Consider the following 16,163-nt stretch of genomic DNA (forward strand, 5'->3'; position numbering starts at 1 on the left):
AAAAACGGCTGATATGCCCCAAGAACACACGCTCCAGATACTTTCTTAAAAATTGGGGTTTTCGATGATGAATCAAAATGTCTCTCATCTGCCAAGAGAACTCAGTCATATGGTTTCTTGGTCCCTTACTCGTTTAGGGAAGACCATTGCTGAAGTTTATGGAAAAGAAACATACGAAGTAATTGAACAAATTCGAGTATCCATGCAAGACACCATTGGGAGTAAAGCACTCGAACTTAGAAACGCGCTTCTTAAGCTCCAAATTGAACTTTCTAAGTTGGATAAAAATCAGCTTTATCAAATTGCTCATGGGTTTTCTCTCATGATGGAACTCATTAATGCCTGTGAAAGTGCTTACCGCATTTTTCGTATCAACCAAAGAACAGAAAAAGTCTACTCTGACAAACCGCAAGGCATTCATTATGTTTTAACAGCCCACCCAACTGAAGCCCGCACCAATGAATTTTTAATACTGTTCAAAGCAATTCGTGATTTTCTTATCGAGGTACTTAAATCCCCCTATCTGATGAATGAATCGCATTTGGATCAGATGCTTAAAATCTCACTCCAAATTAATATTTCTCCTCATAAAAAACCAAGTGTAGAAGACGAAGCTCGGTATATCTATCAATATGCACTCAGTCCTTTCAACATCGAACTGTATCATTCCTTTTTCACCAAAGGTGTTCCTATTCAATTACGTACCTGGGTAGGAGGGGATAAAGATGGACATTCGGGTGTTAATGAAAAAATAATGGTTAAAAGTCTCGAACTTTCTCGATCTTTTTTTGTTGCCTACATTCAGGAGTGCTTAAAAGAAGTGCTCGAAATTGTTAAACTCTCAACCGGATTGAATGCAAACAAAATTTTGGCAAATCAGATCAATCAACTTATTAGAAAAACACTCGACCTTAGAAAAATAAAACCTAAGGATCATGAAAAAGTTTCTGCGTTCAAAAATGAATTAACTGCAATACAAGCACACACCCTAAAATTTTTACATTTTAAACTCGAACAATTCTCAATTATTTCCAGCATTTTTCAGCTTTATCCTGCCTTAGTCATACCCATAGAGCTTAGAGAGGATTCAGCCGTCGTAAGAGAAAGTTTAACCAGCATCAAAAAAAGCACGATCACCAATATGCTTGAAAAAGTCTATTTAATAACCCATGGAACTGATCCCAAAAACTATATACGCGGTTTTATTCTCAGCATGGTTGAATCTGCTGAGGATATAAAAAACGGGATTAAATTAGTGAAACAAGTTTTTAGGAGCTACGCTTTACCTGTTGTACCCTTATTTGAAAATCAACTTGCGCTCACCAATGCTGATTCCATTTTAAATACTTCCATCACAGAAGATATTAGGGAGAAGCATCTTAAGCAATGGGATGGCAACTATGAAGTCATGCTGGGTTATTCCGACTCCTCTAAAGAAAATGGTGTATTACCTTCTCGGCTCATGATTGCTAGAAGCTTAAGAAGTATTCAATCTACACTAGAAAAAAAAAACCTGCGGCCCATTTTTTTTCATGGCTCAGGTGGCAGCATTGAGAGAGGCGGTGGCGACATCAAAGAACAAACCGCCTCTTGGTCCAAAGAAATGATGGCAAATTATAAAGCAACGATTCAGGGAGAAATGGTTGCACGACTCTTTGGATCGAGCTCTATACTCAAAAATCAAATTGACAAATTTCTTGATATTTATTCACAACAGGTAAAAAAAACGGATAATGATTATCCTGAGGAACTGTTATTATTTGCCACAAAAATCAGCCAAAAATATAAAACCCTGATAAAGAGCGAATGGTTTTGGTCAGTAATCGAACAAGCATCTCCCTATCATTTTTTGAAAGAACTTAAGATTGGCTCTCGTCCAACCAAACGAAAATCAGGAGCGGATCAAAGAAAACTTCGTGCCATCCCATGGATTTTATGCTGGACTCAAACACGACTTCTTTTCCCAACCTGGTGGGGAGTTGGTTCCACTTGGTTAGAATTAAATGCTCTTGGAAAAAATAAGCTTAAAGCTCTTTACCAAGAAAATGCTTTTTTTGCTTCCTTTGTCAAACAATTAGGAGTTACCCTTTCCAAGGTTTATCTCCCTATCTGGGAACAATACCTGTACCAATTGACTGGTTCCAATCAATATCTTGAACCTTTTCAATCAGAGTTGGAGTCAACAATCTTATTTTTCTACCAAATAACAGGTGAAAAGGACTTTTGTTTTCATCAGCCCTGGCTTGGAGAAAGTATTCAATTAAGATCAACCATGGTTCATCCTTTGAATCTCATTCAGATTGAGGCCATAAAAAGAAAAGATTTACCCCTTTTAAGAAAAACCGTCACCGGCATTTCTTGTGGTATGTTGACAACAGGATAATAGGAACACGTGGCTTAATTTATAGAATTTTTAATACTGTGTTGCATGCCACGTTTCGTCAATACTGGCCTTTTTTCTTCTTGCCGAGAAAAGGTTGTCCATTTTTCCATTTATTAAATAAGTTTCATTATTTAACTTAGCGTCTAAAAAACCAGCTGGTCTCTGCAATACCACTGAAATACTGTATCCTCTTCGCTGAACTGACTTCAATACTTGCAGCTTCCCGCAATTATTCGTTCTTTCGCCGAGCAAAATAGGCTATAGCTAAAACAGCAAGAATTAAAATAGGAATAATGAGAAGAAATAGATGCGTTTCCATCCAAGCAATACTTATTGCGAATAAACCTAGTGCAATTCCAATCAAAAGAAAAGTAGATTCAATATAAATACCGGCTAAAAAAATCGCTTGAGCAAGAAGTGCAAGCACTCCTAATGCGCCGATAAATGAACTTATAATTCCTATATCAACATAAATTGACATGATATAAACAGAACCCATTAGTCCTAACCAATGCAAAATTTCATGCCAAATGAGAACTGCTGTTGGAATTTTCTTCACATGTCTATGATAAAGACTTAATCCTAAAGCAAGCAGCGCAATGATAACCGTAATTATCTGCCAAAATCGCCATGCACTTGTCGCCTTCATATTTGTCAGGATTAATCCAATAAAAGCGAGTACAAGGATGATAACACCGACAATAAATCGTGCGCTCCAGAGATGTCTTAAGTTCTGATTTTCCATTGATAAATTCCTTTTTATTCTTTATTTTTAACAATATACCAAATTTTTTTTCAATTGCTACCAAGAAACAAATATATATCAAAGTCTTAATACCGAAATTCGCCTTTAAGAGAAGATAAATAATTTTGAATCGCTTCTGATGCAATTACATAGGAGCGAATAGGAATATCCAGAGGTGTTTGTTGGATAACCTGCAAAAAAGCATATATCGACATATCAACAATTCGACACTTGCCTTGTTGACGATGAATGATAAATTGCTCAATCGCTTGTAAATCATTAATCCCTTTTTGATAAATCTGCTGGCGATTGTGTCGAGCAATTCCTTGTAAATAGCCTTGTTTTCGAAGTTGTAGCCGAATGATAGATAACACTATCTTTCCCATCCCTTTGGGAAAAAAAGATTTAAACGCATTTTCAATCTGCACCTTATTTTCTGAGTCAATCCATCGCGAATACAATATGATGAAATAAAGATGCTCTTCAATTAACCGTCTGATAGGTAAATCATCTATATAATCTTCAATATCTACTTTATATTTTTGTCGACAATGATTAATAATGAATTCTGAATCAGCCACCAATAAACCATTATCATCAATCACAGGAAACTTGCCCTTAGGTCCCTTATGCGGATTAGAAACCTGAATAACCTCAAAGGGTAAATTTGCCCAGGTTAGGAAATAAAATACTTTGCTGCAAAATGGAGACAAGCTCGGCATATCCCAAACACCCGGATACTGATAGAGTCTAATCATAATGATGTTTCCACATAAGTTTGACCAAAAATTTTGGATTTAATAAATGCCATAGTCCTTTTTTTTGATGTAGTACCTGAATAAAGATTTTTCCTACGGCAGGATCAATCGTTGCCTGTTTTAATAATTTTTGTAAAACCCATTGGCACAATGTGGTTCTATTGTAATCCCGGTCTTGTTGAGAAGACATAAGCCAAGGCAACCAATTACACCGGTGCAATTGTTTCTGACTTAACCAATTTAGTTGATCAGACCGTCTTAATATTTGCATCTGATTCAGTATGACTGTTAAACCTTGCCCATAAACTGGATTTTGGTAACAAATACTGTCACCAAGCGCTAACAAATTTTGAGGCCACTCCCTGCGTCCAATAATGAGACGTTTATTATGCAAATTAGCATAGGGTATCCATCCCTTATGCTTGCAATCAATAACACCTAATTGATATTTTTCGAATAAACTGTTTACTATAAATTGTCTTTGTGCATCGGTTTTAATGGTTCCAGTGGTATCAATTAATGTCAAAATCATTTCCCGCCCCTCAATGGGAGACAATACCAAACCTATGGGTTGTTTTTTAGGGCAGGCTTGAATATAAACTTGTTGTGCTGCAAGTTTAGTTTGCCAAGTTTCTTGCTGCAATCGTGTAGAAAAATATCGATATTGATTTTTAACCTCTAAGCACTTAAGTCGCAACTGCCTTTGCAGGTTTGAAGCCCTACCCCGGGCATCAATAACGTTTCCTGCGATAGATATATAATGACCCTCTTTAAAGTGCAATCGCTTTATTTTTCCATCAATCGTCTGCCAATCATCTACTGTCGCAGTCAAGGTCTTTATATTCTTAAACTGCTGGCACTCAGACCATAAAACCTGATTGAACCATTGCCGACTAAATAGATACGTTTTTACATCACTGTCATTTGGCATAAGCACCCCCTGAGGAGTTTTCCACCAAGTTTCCTTACCCCAGTCTACCAACGGCAGCAGATCAACGGTTAATTTTAGCCATACTTTTGGTAATAAAGAAGCCAGTAGCCGTTGTCCTTCGGCTAACAATACATGTAAGTGATGGCTTTGAGGTGTTCCCTGACTTACCCCTTTTTGATCAGGCCAGTATCGATCGATTAGTAAAATTTCTTCATTGTGCTCAGCTAAAACCAATGCTGATAATAATCCACTAGCACCTGCTCCAATAATTGTAAATGATGATTTCATATGACGCCTTGCATATCATCATGCAAGGCTTGTAACTGCTCAAGCCCTTTCACATAGTGTTCTATTGAAAACGTTTTTAACGATTTATGACGTATTTTTTGATACAATTCCATTCTTTCCTGCTTTAAAAATTCGATAATATCGTCTTCATTCCCATTATTTCCATGGAGTATCCTTAATAGAATTTCATTGCTGATACACTCTTCTTGTATTTCTCTATCCACCGTGGTTAAAGTATTACAAATATGTCCACAACGCTGTGCACTATAAAATATGTCACGCATAGCCGCCATTTCTTGCCATTCAATGTACTCACTGCAGGCTAAATCCACCATTCCTGCAATCACAATACCCATGTTATGAGGCGCATGCCAGAGATACTCTCGTTTACAGATCAATAAAGGTTCACTACTAAGAAATGTGCTGAAATGCATATTAAGAAAGTATTGTTGCATGTCAAATTCGATTAAAGGAATAAGTCTCGGTTGCAGCGTCATTTGAGCGATAGATTGTTGTATCCATCCATATAATTGACAAGACAATTGCAATGCCTGTTGCTGTTTCGAAGAGAGAGGTTCAATAGGACGACAATTTTGAATAGCAGCAATAAATCCTTTTACCCAAGACATGCTCCTAAACTCTGGATTATCAGTGAAATCATCAGTTAAAGTAATAAGTGCACCTACCATCCATTTGGTCAATTGACATCGTTCATAAAAAGAAGAATTGACACAAGACAAGGTCGTTTGCGTGTAGCCCAATGGTAAGAATTGAGTAAATAAGCGTTCATCTCTGCCCATATCCAGTTTTAAATAATCACAAAGCCACTGACTTAGCGAGGCTCGCAGTTCAACCATATTTGACTCCTTGGATGAAGTGTAATCTCTGTATTCATCATCGGTTTGATAATATTGGGAGTGGTTAATTGAAAGTGTTGACATATTAAAGACAAGGTCAACATACTTTCAGTCATCGCCAAATGATGCCCTGTACAAATGCGTTTTCCTAATCCAAAGGGCATAAATGCTTTGTTAGCAAATGGAGAGTTGTTTAAATGACGCCTCACATCAAATGCTTTGGGCCTACACCAGTAATGCTCATGCCTATGAATACCATGAATATTGACAACTATTAAATCATTATCTTTAAAAATCAAGGTATCCTGAAGGATATCTATTGTCGGTTGACGAGCAAGCATATATGCGGGCGGATACATTCGCAGTGTTTCACAATAAAGCGCATGCGTCCACGACCATTGCCTCATTGATTGTACTGACAATTTACCATGATATCCCCCTTCTTCTCGTATCGCCTCTTGCAACTCGGGATCTTGAGCCAAATAATACAAGGCAGTGGTAATTGAACTTGATGTCGTCTCAAACCCAGCAAACAAAAAGGTACTTAAATGGTCGATGCATTCACTGCTAGACCAATGCAGTTGTAACTGATGTAATGGTGAGTTGGCGCGAATACTTGCTGTTTGCAACAAAAGCCTTAATTTCGTCCTCAATGCATCGGTCTTCTTGCTCATGGTTCGATGTGACGGTAATGGCAAAAATAAAGGCCATCGAACGAGTTGCCGCATTCGGTTGCCGCAGAGTTTATTTAATATCAGCATATCGCTAATAATTGGTGTTACATCTGGCCTACCCTCGACCCCCAACATTCCCAATATGTTGTTCATCGTCATTTTCATAATAAGGGGATAAATATTGACGAGTCCCTGATTCAATTGCTGCAAAACGTTTTCTATATTATCGATGATTAATGGTAAAAAATCGTTTAGCCCCTGAATAGAAAACGGTGCTTTAATCGAAGGGATCCTTAGTTGCCAGCTGCTATTATCCAGCTGAACTAATCCCTGCCGACCAGTAACAGGATACAGTTGTTTAAAAATAAGCGGCGATTTAGCAAAGTCGCTATTTTTAACTAAAGCAGCAGCAAACTCTGGCTGGCGAATTATCCATAAATGTTGATTAAAAAATTTGAAACTTGCTATATCTCCATAACGATAAGCAACTTGACTCATGAAACGAATAGGCGCTTTGTGAAAATAAGAAATCGCTTTTAATGGTAACCATCGTGGTTTAAATGAACCCTCTCTTAACATGCCTAAATCTCAATCCATTTTGGCTTGTCAGCATAACAGTAATTGTTAAGTAATAAAACATCTATTCTTTCGTTGAAGGAAGCTTTTTGTATATTGGAATGGATTGAATAGATAAGACTAATGAGAGGATCTTCGATGCGTTAGAATCCTAAAATACACACCGCATTTTGCAAAAAACATATGCTGCAAATTGTTAAAGTTCATGAGAATCGATCGCTCCGTATCAGAGTCTAATGTCCCATCCTGTGCGAAAGAGTGTAATAATGATTTGCAAACATTAAAAGACTTATTAAATTGTTGCCGTTTTTCAACAACATCTTTTCTACTGCAAAGCGTGTGATAATCCTCTTGAGCACGCTCCAAAGAATACATATGGACAAGTTCTTTTAAATCATCCAGATTCCTTTTGAATGACATATAGCGCTCATGAGTAAGACTATTAACTCCATTATCTTTAATTTGCTTAAGAATTTCGTCAATAAAATGTAATCCCCCGACTTCTGTAATGAGAAGTTGGCCGCTTATTTTTAAATTAAAACATTTTTTTATTAAACTTTCTGTATGCTCTATGTGAGCGTTAATTAGTTCAAGGTGATCATTAGGTGCCCCCTCTCTCATGTGCATTAGTTTTGTCTTTCTCTCATTCAATTTAGTAGAGACCATTCGAAGTAGTGCCTTATTGGCTTTTAAGGCATCTTTTTTAAATATCTTTTTCTCTACATGACCATTTTCACAAGCAGCTATAAGTTCTAAATCAATTTCATGGGTTCTAAGGGGGCCTTTATCAGGAATGACATCATAGTAATTGATCATATGCTCCTGACTTAACATCATTCTCCATTCTGATTCCACATCACCATTTTCTACTAAATAAGCAGCAATTGTATCGAGTGCTTCCAATGCTAAAGTTCTTTTAGCTCGCAGAATGTTTTTATGCTCTTCTGAAAAAGTGGTCAAATTTAATTTCATAATATAATATGATATTTATATTTTAATTAATTATAGGTAATTTTAGGACCTATTGCTAAAACCAATAACCTCATCAACTCTGCGCCACAAGGTTTGATGATTCCCTCCTTATGCGAAAAAATTTATTGGATTTTAAGTGAAGATATTTCTAATTGCTCAGAGATAAAAAAGACTTATCAGATGAAATACAAAACGTAACTCTTAACATTTAATGCGGCACTTTAAGTGCCGCATTAAATGATGAACGACACTCACAGAAATACATCACTTAATATAGCATGGGAAGGCACACCTGCAAGAAAAATCTGCCTTTTCAATTTATTGGTTGTCTCTTGAGGACCACAAACATAGACACGCGTTGCTTTAGAGACATTTAAATGAATCAATACGCGTTTTTCTACCGAGGCTTCCGGATAACGTCCATGGCTTTGGAGTACGCAAGGGTCATAGACAAAAGAGTTAAATACCGCTGATAGCATTTCCAGCTCTTCTCGATAGTATATGTCCTCATCGCTAAGACCACCATGTACCAATGTAATTAATCCTTGGTGGTTTTGACTTAATGCGCTTTTAATTATCGCGATAAGTGGTGCAAGCCCTGTGCCTGTTCCGGCTAATAGGATATCAAAAGCTAATTGATCGGGATTATAATAAAAACAACGACCAAAAGGGCCCCTAAGTTTGACATCGATATGTTTTGTTGCCTTATGCAAAAGCCATTGTCCCATACTGCCATTAGGATAAATTTTAACGTGTAACTCAATAAATCCTTCTTTTATAGGTATGTTCGCAATGGAATAACTTCGCATGATGCCTTCAGGATTAATCAGACTTAGATATTGGCCTGGAATCCACCCATCTAGATTCTCTACACCAAGCTTGATTTGCATTACATTATAGTTAAGTAGTTTCAGATCTATTATTTTTGCCTCTATTTCACACTCCGCACTATCAGGTGCTACTACCTGAAGTCCGGCTTCTGGTTTTGCAAGACACGCTAGAAAGTAACCTTGGGATTTAAGAGTCTCCGGTAATCCCTCTTGCCAGGAGGGATGAATTACACCATTTTTGGCTTTAATCAAACAAGATTGACAAATACCAGCCTGACAGGAGTTAGGGTAATTCACGCCATGACGTAAAAGGCACTGTAACACATTTTCCTGAGGTGCTAAGCGATATGATTGATTATTAAAGTCTATACTGCTCATGAGCGCCCCAAAACTTCATCCCGTACGCTATTGGCAAGAGTAGCGACTTGTTCGATATCTTCTGCCCCCACCCCTAATTCATTGAGGGTTGCACCTAGATGTTCGATGACAATATCTACATGTGTATCATTCAATCCACGTTTGAGCAAATGAGCATGTCCCTCACGCATATTTTTTCCACTGTAGTGGTTGGGACCTCCGAAGACCCAAGTTAAGAATCCTTTCTGCTTTAAGATTTGTTGATCCATATCAATATCATCAAAAAAATGGCTTACTCGTTCATCCATCAACATTTTGCGATAGAAAATGTCAACTGCACTATTAACAGCCTCTTGGCCGCCAAGACGCTCAAATAACGATTTATGCATAGCCTCCCCCTTTCTTTTTATAAGATGTATTTGCAATACATCTTATAAAAAGAAATAATCAGAGTCAACTAACTATTAGGAATTAATAATGCAACTCACCCAATTTACTGATTATTCCTTGCGTGCTTTGATTTATATCACTTTGAGAAAAGAATCATGCACGATTAAAGACATTACTGATGCATACACCATTTCGAATAATCATATGGTTAAAATCATTCATAACTTAGCCAAACTGGGATTGATTAAAACCAGCCGTGGCAAGGGAGGAGGGCTTTTAATAGCGGCTGAACCCGAAACCATTAATTTGGGGAAACTGATTGCTCAATTAGAGCCTCATTTTGATTTAGTACCTTGTTTTAATAAAGAAAAAGCAAACTGCTGCATTGCTCCAGTATGTCGATTAAAAGGCATCTTACATGAAGCTCAAAGTGCATTTATGAAGGTTTTAGAGCGTTATACCTTAGCTGACGTTTTACATAATCCAAGAGAACTGTCTGTATTATTAAATATGAAACACATAACTCAACCGTGAACGAATATTCCCATATGGAGGGTTTAGCCAAACAAAGTACCTTTGTAAGGATATAAGGTGAATCACTTTCTCATCAGGATTGTATTCAGATTCATAATGAACCTTTAATTTCTAAGATAGAATTAATGGTGACTGAGTTCACACCTTTTTACAACTAATTTTTGTGTATGAGTATTGGACTTTCTGGAGAATATAGCGCACACAAACATGATTAAACTGAAAAATAGTAAATAGACTAAATCCCAATACCGCGGTAGGATAAGTTTGCCGCCATAATTACCAAGATAAGAGAAAATACTAAGCCCCAAAAGATATAATATAAACCAAAGAGAATGTTTGCCATCAAGATCTCGATGCGTTTTTTTCATGAAGCAATAAAGGAAAGAACCTGCCACCCCCAAAATAGTGATCACCAATAACTTTCGGACACTATGGAAACCTGCCCAATAAACACCAACCGTACAAACATAAAAGCCAATAAAAGCAATAATGCTACACCCTTGCAAACGAAAAGGTCTTTTATAATCAGGCAATTGTTTACGTAAACAAACTAATCCTACAGGTCCTATGGAATAGCTAATCATTAGTATTGCCACAAGAAAAGCAGACATCTCCTGCCAACCATGCAACACAAACGACATTGAGGCAGCAAGTAAAAAATTCACGCCTAAACTAACCCAAGGCACTTGATACTTATTACGTTTAGCAAAAATTCTTGGGGTGGAAACCACGGAATCCATACTGCTTAACATATGCGCTGCTGTTGTTGAATACACCAAACCCGTAGAATAAGGGGATATAAAAGCATCAACATATAATAAAATACTCAACCAAACCATTCCCACTAACGCTGCCAAAGCTGCAAATGGGCCTGCATCACCAGTAAACGACAAATTCACCCAGCCTTTTTCAAGCGCCTGTTCGCTCACACTACCAATAAAGGACCATTGTAACCCTGTATAAAGTAAGGTGACGAGTACTAATGAACCACCCAAAATCAGAGGGACAAATTGTCCTGGTTTTTCGAGCTCTCCCATCATAACAATCACCTGTCTAAATCCCAATAGGGAGAATAGTACCCCTCCACTCGACATTGCCGCCATAATGCCCTCCCAACCATAAGGCATGAAGCCACCGTATTGAAAAAAATTATTGGGGTGGTAACTCATAGTGACTAGGCTTATGATGGTAAGCGTGGGAATTACTATTTTCCAAACCGTAAATGCTGCATTAATACGGGCAAAAAAACCCATGCCAAAATAATTTAAAAAAACAAAACTCATTAATACCACCAAAGATGACACATAACCCAAGGGAGTATTTTTATAGTAAATACCATTATGGATAACCAGGCCTGGTATGTAGTTACTGGCGTATTGAAGAACACCTTGTGTTTCAATGACAGGCAAAATGGCCAAAGAAAACCAAGCCATGCTGCTCATAATGATCCCAGTTAAGCGCCCATGAGTATACAAAGGCAGGCAAGCTAAGCTATCTGATTGTGGAAACATTGTACCTAATTCAGCATAGGATAATGCTACAAATAGAAGTAAAAAACCTGCCAATGGCCAAGCAATAATTGCGGCAGGACCAGCAAAATGTGCGGAATATAAAGCACCAAACAACCAACCGGAACCTATCATGCTGGTAATTGAAATCCACAGTAAACTCAAACCGCTTAAATTTTTATTCATCTATTTTTAGCACGTCCTAATGATGTTGATAGACGATGAACAACTTCTTCAATCTAACTCTTTGTTCCTTTAATGCATTCCTAAAGATTTACCTTGGTATTTCTCGGACTTTCCTTTGGACTCTTCTAATTCTTTTAATACGTCTTCCACTGAAGCAATAAAGTGACGGGCCATCATAGAGCTCATATTTTCTTTAATAACTACCCGTAAAGCTTCAACTTCATCTGCCGCTTCTGGCAGAGTGTATGCAGGGACTATCCAACCATATTCTCGCAACTTTCTAGAAACATCAAAAACTGAATAATTCGTATTATCTTTGAGTGCAACAGTTACGACTGGCGCCATGCGTCGCTCGCCTAGTAAATCAAATTTGCCAGTAGCAGTTAATCCTTGAACCACTACGTCACTAACCGCTAACATATTGCTGATAATTTTTTTATATCCCTTTTTTCCAAGCCTTAAAAAATTATAATACTGAGCAATGACCATCGAACTACTTCTTGAAAAATTAAGCGTATACGTTGGCATCTGCCCTCCCAAGTAATTTACTTCAAAAATCAAATCCTTAGGTACAACCGCCTCCTCTCTAAAAAGTAGCCAGCCTACACTTGGATAAACTAAGCCATATTTATGGCCAGAAAGATTAATTGACTTAACTTGTTCAAGGCGAAAATCCCATTTAATGGCGTTATCATAAAACATGGAAATAAACCCACCACTCGCACCATCAACATGTAAAGGAATGTCCCAGCCCTTTTCCTTTTTTACTTGAGTAAGTAAATCATTAATTTCCTCGATTTCATCGTATTCACCAGTAAAAGTACTCCCTAAAACAGCCGCAATACAAATAGTATTTTCATCAATTAGTGACGCAACATCCTCAGCACTAATCGTAAATTTATTTTTTTTAAGAGGAATAATACGTGCTTCAACATCAAAATAGCGAGCAAATTTGTCCCAGCAAACTTGGACATTTGCTCCCATAATAATATTAGGCTTACTGCTCTCAAGACCTTGCATCTTGCGCTTGTTGCGCCAACTAAATTTATGCGCAAGCCCTGCAAGCATGATTGCTTCAGAAGAACCAACTGTAGCAGTCCCAACATAATCACATCCCTCTGGAATGTTTAATAAATCGGCAAGAATATGTACACATCGTTGGTGGATTTCTTGCACTCGCGGATATTCTTCATAATTAATAAAATTTTTATTGATGCTTTGCTTAATTAATTCTTCAGCCTCAGGCTCCATCCATGTGGTAACAAAACTTGCCAAATTTAAAATAGGTGTGGCCTCTAAGCATAACTCATCTTCAATAAGTTGCTTGGCCACAGCAGGTGACATGCCATATTCATTACAGGTTGCTACTGAGAAATCATCTAAATCGTAACGGCTTGCATAGACAGAGGTTGAATGGGTACTCGCTTTTGATTTTTTTTGGTCCTTTTTAACGATCATAATACCACTCCTTTATTTAGGTATTAACATTTCTATTCCACGCCAGATAATTTGCAGTCCAATACAAATATTAAGGAAAGCAGCCAAACTCATCACTACATTTTTGCCTGCATCTTTTAATTTATCAAAAATATAATAAGAATAACGATAGCAAAAAAATACACTAAGACCAATCAGCACGATACCAATGGAATATCCTAACATGGCTAAAAATTTGCTTTCCCAGACATTTTGAACACCATGCGCTCCCAAAGCGATTGTAATTGCGATGCAAGTAGGGCCTGCAGTTACAGGCAAAGTTAAAGGATAAAATGCCCTAGGATCTTCAATGTCTTTTAATTGACTTATTTTTTTGTTCTGGCTTGCAGATGAAGACAATTCTGTTGATTCATCATGCGGCTTATGCAGCATTTGCCAACCTACTTGCGTGAGTAACAACCCCCCGCTGATTAGGACTATAGGTACAGTTATGCCAAATATAGATAATATTAATGAGCCAACTACAAGAACGAGCAACAACATAACGACTGTATATATTGAAATTTTCATGGCCAGTGCATTAATTTGTTGTCTTGAAGCACCTTTTACTAAAGTCAGAAAAACAATAGAAGCTCCCACAGGATTTACAATAGGAAAAAGTGCGGCAAAAGAAAAGAAAATTGCCTGTATTAACGCCATCATAAGCAATGACTCCTTGTCATAATTTTATCCATAATGAACAAGTCCGTTAAATAGTTTCTGCTATTTATGTGACTTCAATATAAAGCGCTTAATGTTCTTCGTTTATCGAATATGCATGCTACATGATAGTGGTTCTTCAGGTATAACTTCCAATACTTTTTTGAGTAAGGCAATTTTACCGTCAGTAAGTCTTTGGCTCATTAAATCATTTGAGGACATTAAATCTATCACCTCCAATTCTTGAAGTGGGATTATCTGGCAAAGCTCCTCACATTTTTTATCAGATAAGTATTCCATTAGCACTACTAATTCATCCAATGTTGGCCTCATATCGATTAAATCTTCTTTAACAGCATGATAGATGATTTTTCGGTGTTCATACGTTGGAAGTGTTTTCATGATCAAAAGTACATCAGCCATTGTTGTAATTTTGTTATTTATCTCAAGCACCTCTTTTAACTGCTTTGGAGTTAAAAATGAAGTAATATTAGCCAAATCAGTCGCATTGGTTATCAATTCTCCTAGAGAGTTCTTTTTTTGCTCAAATACTACTGTACGTTGTCTTGCAGAACTATGAAATAATTTTTGTGATAACTCTTTGGCACTCGTTACAACACCATCAAGTACCGGTTGATCAGCAGTAAGCAAATTTGCAGAAAAAGTTTCACTTTCATCAATAAATTTTATTAAGTGTGGATGCATTAAAGTATTTTCACTTAATAAATTTGCGGTTAATTCCTTCAATTTATCATAAACCTTGCTGGGTAGGTCACGTTTTGCAAGGCTAATGTTTGCTTGGATTGCTTGGGCAAGAGACTCCTTCTGTTTCAAGCTTGGGTTGTCTAATTTATAAAAATCTGCAATCAGTTTATATATATTTTTTTCTAATTCAGTCATTGCTCGTTTATGATCTGCTTTTAAAGTGCTTTGCTCTTTACTGTATTGAACGATACTATCAAATTCCACGATAAATTCTCGCAATCCTTTAGCTTTATCTGTATTTTTTAAAACGGCTTTCGATAAAGTCTCAAAAACTGATTCGTCCATCGTTGCATGATGTAATGCTAAAAGTGCCTGCGCCCATTTAAATCTGCTATCCTCGTCTAAAGGACAAAGAATTTCTGGTTCATACTGGTTTTTCAAATCTCGAAGCACGCTCCTTTTATAGGAGGGTAAGTATTCAGCCCTCCCTACAACGCCAAAATGAAATTTTTGTTGCTCTACTTTCGGAATGACATAGGCGCGGTCATTCTCTTCTCTCCAGGCAAGACTCACAGCAGTTAAACCTCTATTATATAAAAAGCTTGAGGTATATGTTGCGGTTCTTCGATTAAATTCGACATGCATCTTTTTAGGAACCATAAAAATATGGCTATCAGTGGTTGTGTTAAACTTAGGAGCCATTTGTCTAAACCACTTATTTTCCCAACCTTTATTATGTTTCGAATAGGTTCCGAGTAATATTTCTCCTCGAGCAATATTACTACAATGACTTAAATCAAAATTTTTGCCATATAAGGAATCATGTTTATATGTATCTTGACGATCATTACCTGGGACTGGATCTTCAGCTAAAATCGACAAAGGAGTATCTAAATCATCGAGCGCTCTAGCCGTTGCAAAAGTAGCCACTGCGCCACGACTGAAACCATTTAAGGTAATGTCATTTACTTCTTCCACATCCATTAATCCTTCTTTTGGTTCAATAATGACTGCACTGCCAAATTCTCTTTTTAACTCAGAAAGATTCAACGTGACTACTCCATCTTTAGAAAAAGCTCGACGCACCTTATTTGCGACAACATCAAGATTTGGATCTAAATATCCCTTAAGTTTTGAATGGCCTCCAATATGTTTGTCTTGGCAACCATTAAAATACACCCGAATCACATCATCATTAAATGTTTCACCAGTATCTTCTGTTCTACCTTCGGTGAAATCACGAATCATTTGTGCATTAACTCCTGTACCAGCAAAAACGAAAAGAATTTTTTTAACCATATGGTACCCTATGTATTCCCAATGAATACAAATT

Annotated in this window: 14 protein-coding genes; 2 read left to right on the forward strand and 12 right to left on the reverse strand. The window is 37.1% G+C overall.

Translation table 11 applies throughout. From position 1 onward, the window contains the following. Nucleotides 1-67 precede the first annotated feature (67 nt). The gene (locus tag EL220_RS15130; protein ID WP_027271799.1) at nt 68-2,383 is read left to right on the forward strand and encodes a phosphoenolpyruvate carboxylase; all 2,316 of its coding nucleotides are present in this window, start codon (nt 68-70) and stop codon (nt 2,381-2,383) included. 229 nt (nt 2,384-2,612) lie between these two features. Here the strand turns inward: EL220_RS15130 and EL220_RS15135 are convergent, their stop codons facing one another. The 8 genes from EL220_RS15135 to EL220_RS15170 form a co-directional block, all read right to left on the reverse strand. Further along, entirely contained in the window at nt 2,613-3,128 is a 516-nt protein-coding gene (locus EL220_RS15135; protein ID WP_027271798.1) for a hypothetical protein, read from the reverse strand. Nucleotides 3,129-3,214: 86 nt separating this feature from the next. Then, the gene (locus EL220_RS15140; RefSeq protein WP_081779076.1) at nt 3,215-3,886 is read right to left on the reverse strand and encodes a Tom37 metaxin N-terminal-like domain-containing protein; all 672 of its coding nucleotides are present in this window, start codon (nt 3,884-3,886) and stop codon (nt 3,215-3,217) included. Next, nucleotides 3,879-5,105, reverse strand: coding sequence for an NAD(P)/FAD-dependent oxidoreductase (locus EL220_RS15145; protein ID WP_027271797.1), 1,227 nt, complete (start codon nt 5,103-5,105; stop codon nt 3,879-3,881). The genes EL220_RS15140 and EL220_RS15145 overlap by 8 nt, the downstream gene beginning before the upstream one ends. Continuing rightward, on the reverse strand, nt 5,102-5,962 hold the full coding sequence (locus EL220_RS15150) for a hypothetical protein (RefSeq protein WP_027271796.1): 861 nt from the start codon (nt 5,960-5,962) through the stop codon (nt 5,102-5,104). The genes EL220_RS15145 and EL220_RS15150 overlap by 4 nt, the downstream gene beginning before the upstream one ends. After that, on the reverse strand, nt 5,938-7,215 hold the full coding sequence (locus EL220_RS15155) for a cytochrome P450 (protein ID WP_027271795.1): 1,278 nt from the start codon (nt 7,213-7,215) through the stop codon (nt 5,938-5,940). The genes EL220_RS15150 and EL220_RS15155 overlap by 25 nt, the downstream gene beginning before the upstream one ends. Nucleotides 7,216-7,332: 117 nt before the next feature. Continuing rightward, nucleotides 7,333-8,184 (reverse strand): hypothetical protein, encoded by an 852-nt coding sequence (locus EL220_RS15160; RefSeq protein ID WP_027271794.1) that lies wholly within the window; start codon nt 8,182-8,184, stop codon nt 7,333-7,335. 251 nt (nt 8,185-8,435) lie between these two features. After that, nucleotides 8,436-9,392, reverse strand: a complete 957-nt coding sequence (locus tag EL220_RS15165) for an FAD-binding oxidoreductase (RefSeq protein WP_027271793.1) — start codon at nt 9,390-9,392, stop codon at nt 8,436-8,438. Next, nucleotides 9,389-9,760: a group I truncated hemoglobin gene (locus EL220_RS15170; protein ID WP_027271792.1), complete on the reverse strand. Its 372-nt coding sequence runs from the start codon at nt 9,758-9,760 to the stop codon at nt 9,389-9,391. Before EL220_RS15170 ends, EL220_RS15165 begins: the two co-directional genes overlap by 4 nt. Before the next feature lie 88 nt (nt 9,761-9,848). On the opposite strand from EL220_RS15170, the gene EL220_RS15175 reads away from it, so the two are divergent. After that, nucleotides 9,849-10,295, forward strand: a complete 447-nt coding sequence (locus tag EL220_RS15175) for an Rrf2 family transcriptional regulator (protein ID WP_027271791.1) — start codon at nt 9,849-9,851, stop codon at nt 10,293-10,295. A gap of 122 nt (nt 10,296-10,417) precedes the next feature. Here EL220_RS15175 and EL220_RS15180 read toward each other — a convergent pair whose 3' ends face one another. The 4 genes from EL220_RS15180 to EL220_RS15195 all read right to left on the reverse strand — a co-directional run bounded on the left by EL220_RS15180 (nt 10,418) and on the right by EL220_RS15195 (nt 16,129). Beyond that, a complete protein-coding gene (locus EL220_RS15180) occupies nt 10,418-11,989 on the reverse strand; it encodes an APC family permease (RefSeq protein ID WP_027271790.1) in 1,572 nt (523 codons plus the stop codon). Between the two features lie 69 nt (nt 11,990-12,058). Then, nucleotides 12,059-13,447 carry a glutamate decarboxylase gene (locus EL220_RS15185; RefSeq protein WP_027271789.1) on the reverse strand — a complete coding sequence of 463 codons (1,389 nt, stop codon included), beginning with the start codon at nt 13,445-13,447 and terminating at the stop codon, nt 12,059-12,061. A gap of 12 nt (nt 13,448-13,459) precedes the next feature. After that, on the reverse strand, nt 13,460-14,128 hold the full coding sequence (locus tag EL220_RS15190) for a MarC family protein (RefSeq protein ID WP_027271788.1): 669 nt from the start codon (nt 14,126-14,128) through the stop codon (nt 13,460-13,462). 102 nt (nt 14,129-14,230) lie between these two features. Further along, nucleotides 14,231-16,129, reverse strand: coding sequence for a hypothetical protein (locus EL220_RS15195; RefSeq protein ID WP_027271787.1), 1,899 nt, complete (start codon nt 16,127-16,129; stop codon nt 14,231-14,233). Nucleotides 16,130-16,163 lie beyond the last annotated feature (34 nt).

Origin of the sequence: Legionella sainthelensi (genome assembly GCF_900637685.1) — a bacterium.
GTDB classification, from domain to species: domain Bacteria; phylum Pseudomonadota; class Gammaproteobacteria; order Legionellales; family Legionellaceae; genus Legionella; species Legionella sainthelensi.

Excerpts from the sequence above, each read along its gene's own strand:
- EL220_RS15155 (WP_027271795.1), bottom strand. The coding sequence starts at position 7,215 with ATGTTAAGAGAGGGTTCATTTAAACCACGATGGTTACCATTAAAAGCG.
- EL220_RS15130 (WP_027271799.1), top strand. The coding sequence starts at position 68 with ATGAATCAAAATGTCTCTCATCTGCCAAGAGAACTCAGTCATATGGTT.
- EL220_RS15150 (WP_027271796.1), bottom strand. The coding sequence starts at position 5,962 with ATGGTTGAACTGCGAGCCTCGCTAAGTCAGTGGCTTTGTGATTATTTA.
- EL220_RS15140 (WP_081779076.1), bottom strand. The coding sequence starts at position 3,886 with ATGATTAGACTCTATCAGTATCCGGGTGTTTGGGATATGCCGAGCTTG.
- EL220_RS15185 (WP_027271789.1), bottom strand. The coding sequence starts at position 13,447 with ATGATCGTTAAAAAGGACCAAAAAAAATCAAAAGCGAGTACCCATTCA.
- EL220_RS15175 (WP_027271791.1), top strand. The coding sequence starts at position 9,849 with ATGCAACTCACCCAATTTACTGATTATTCCTTGCGTGCTTTGATTTAT.
- EL220_RS15195 (WP_027271787.1), bottom strand. The coding sequence starts at position 16,129 with ATGGTTAAAAAAATTCTTTTCGTTTTTGCTGGTACAGGAGTTAATGCA.
- EL220_RS15170 (WP_027271792.1), bottom strand. The coding sequence starts at position 9,760 with ATGCATAAATCGTTATTTGAGCGTCTTGGCGGCCAAGAGGCTGTTAAT.
- EL220_RS15180 (WP_027271790.1), bottom strand. The coding sequence starts at position 11,989 with ATGAATAAAAATTTAAGCGGTTTGAGTTTACTGTGGATTTCAATTACC.
- EL220_RS15190 (WP_027271788.1), bottom strand. The coding sequence starts at position 14,128 with ATGATGGCGTTAATACAGGCAATTTTCTTTTCTTTTGCCGCACTTTTT.
- EL220_RS15145 (WP_027271797.1), bottom strand. The coding sequence starts at position 5,105 with ATGAAATCATCATTTACAATTATTGGAGCAGGTGCTAGTGGATTATTA.
- EL220_RS15160 (WP_027271794.1), bottom strand. The coding sequence starts at position 8,184 with ATGAAATTAAATTTGACCACTTTTTCAGAAGAGCATAAAAACATTCTG.
- EL220_RS15165 (WP_027271793.1), bottom strand. The coding sequence starts at position 9,392 with ATGAGCAGTATAGACTTTAATAATCAATCATATCGCTTAGCACCTCAG.
- EL220_RS15135 (WP_027271798.1), bottom strand. The coding sequence starts at position 3,128 with ATGGAAAATCAGAACTTAAGACATCTCTGGAGCGCACGATTTATTGTC.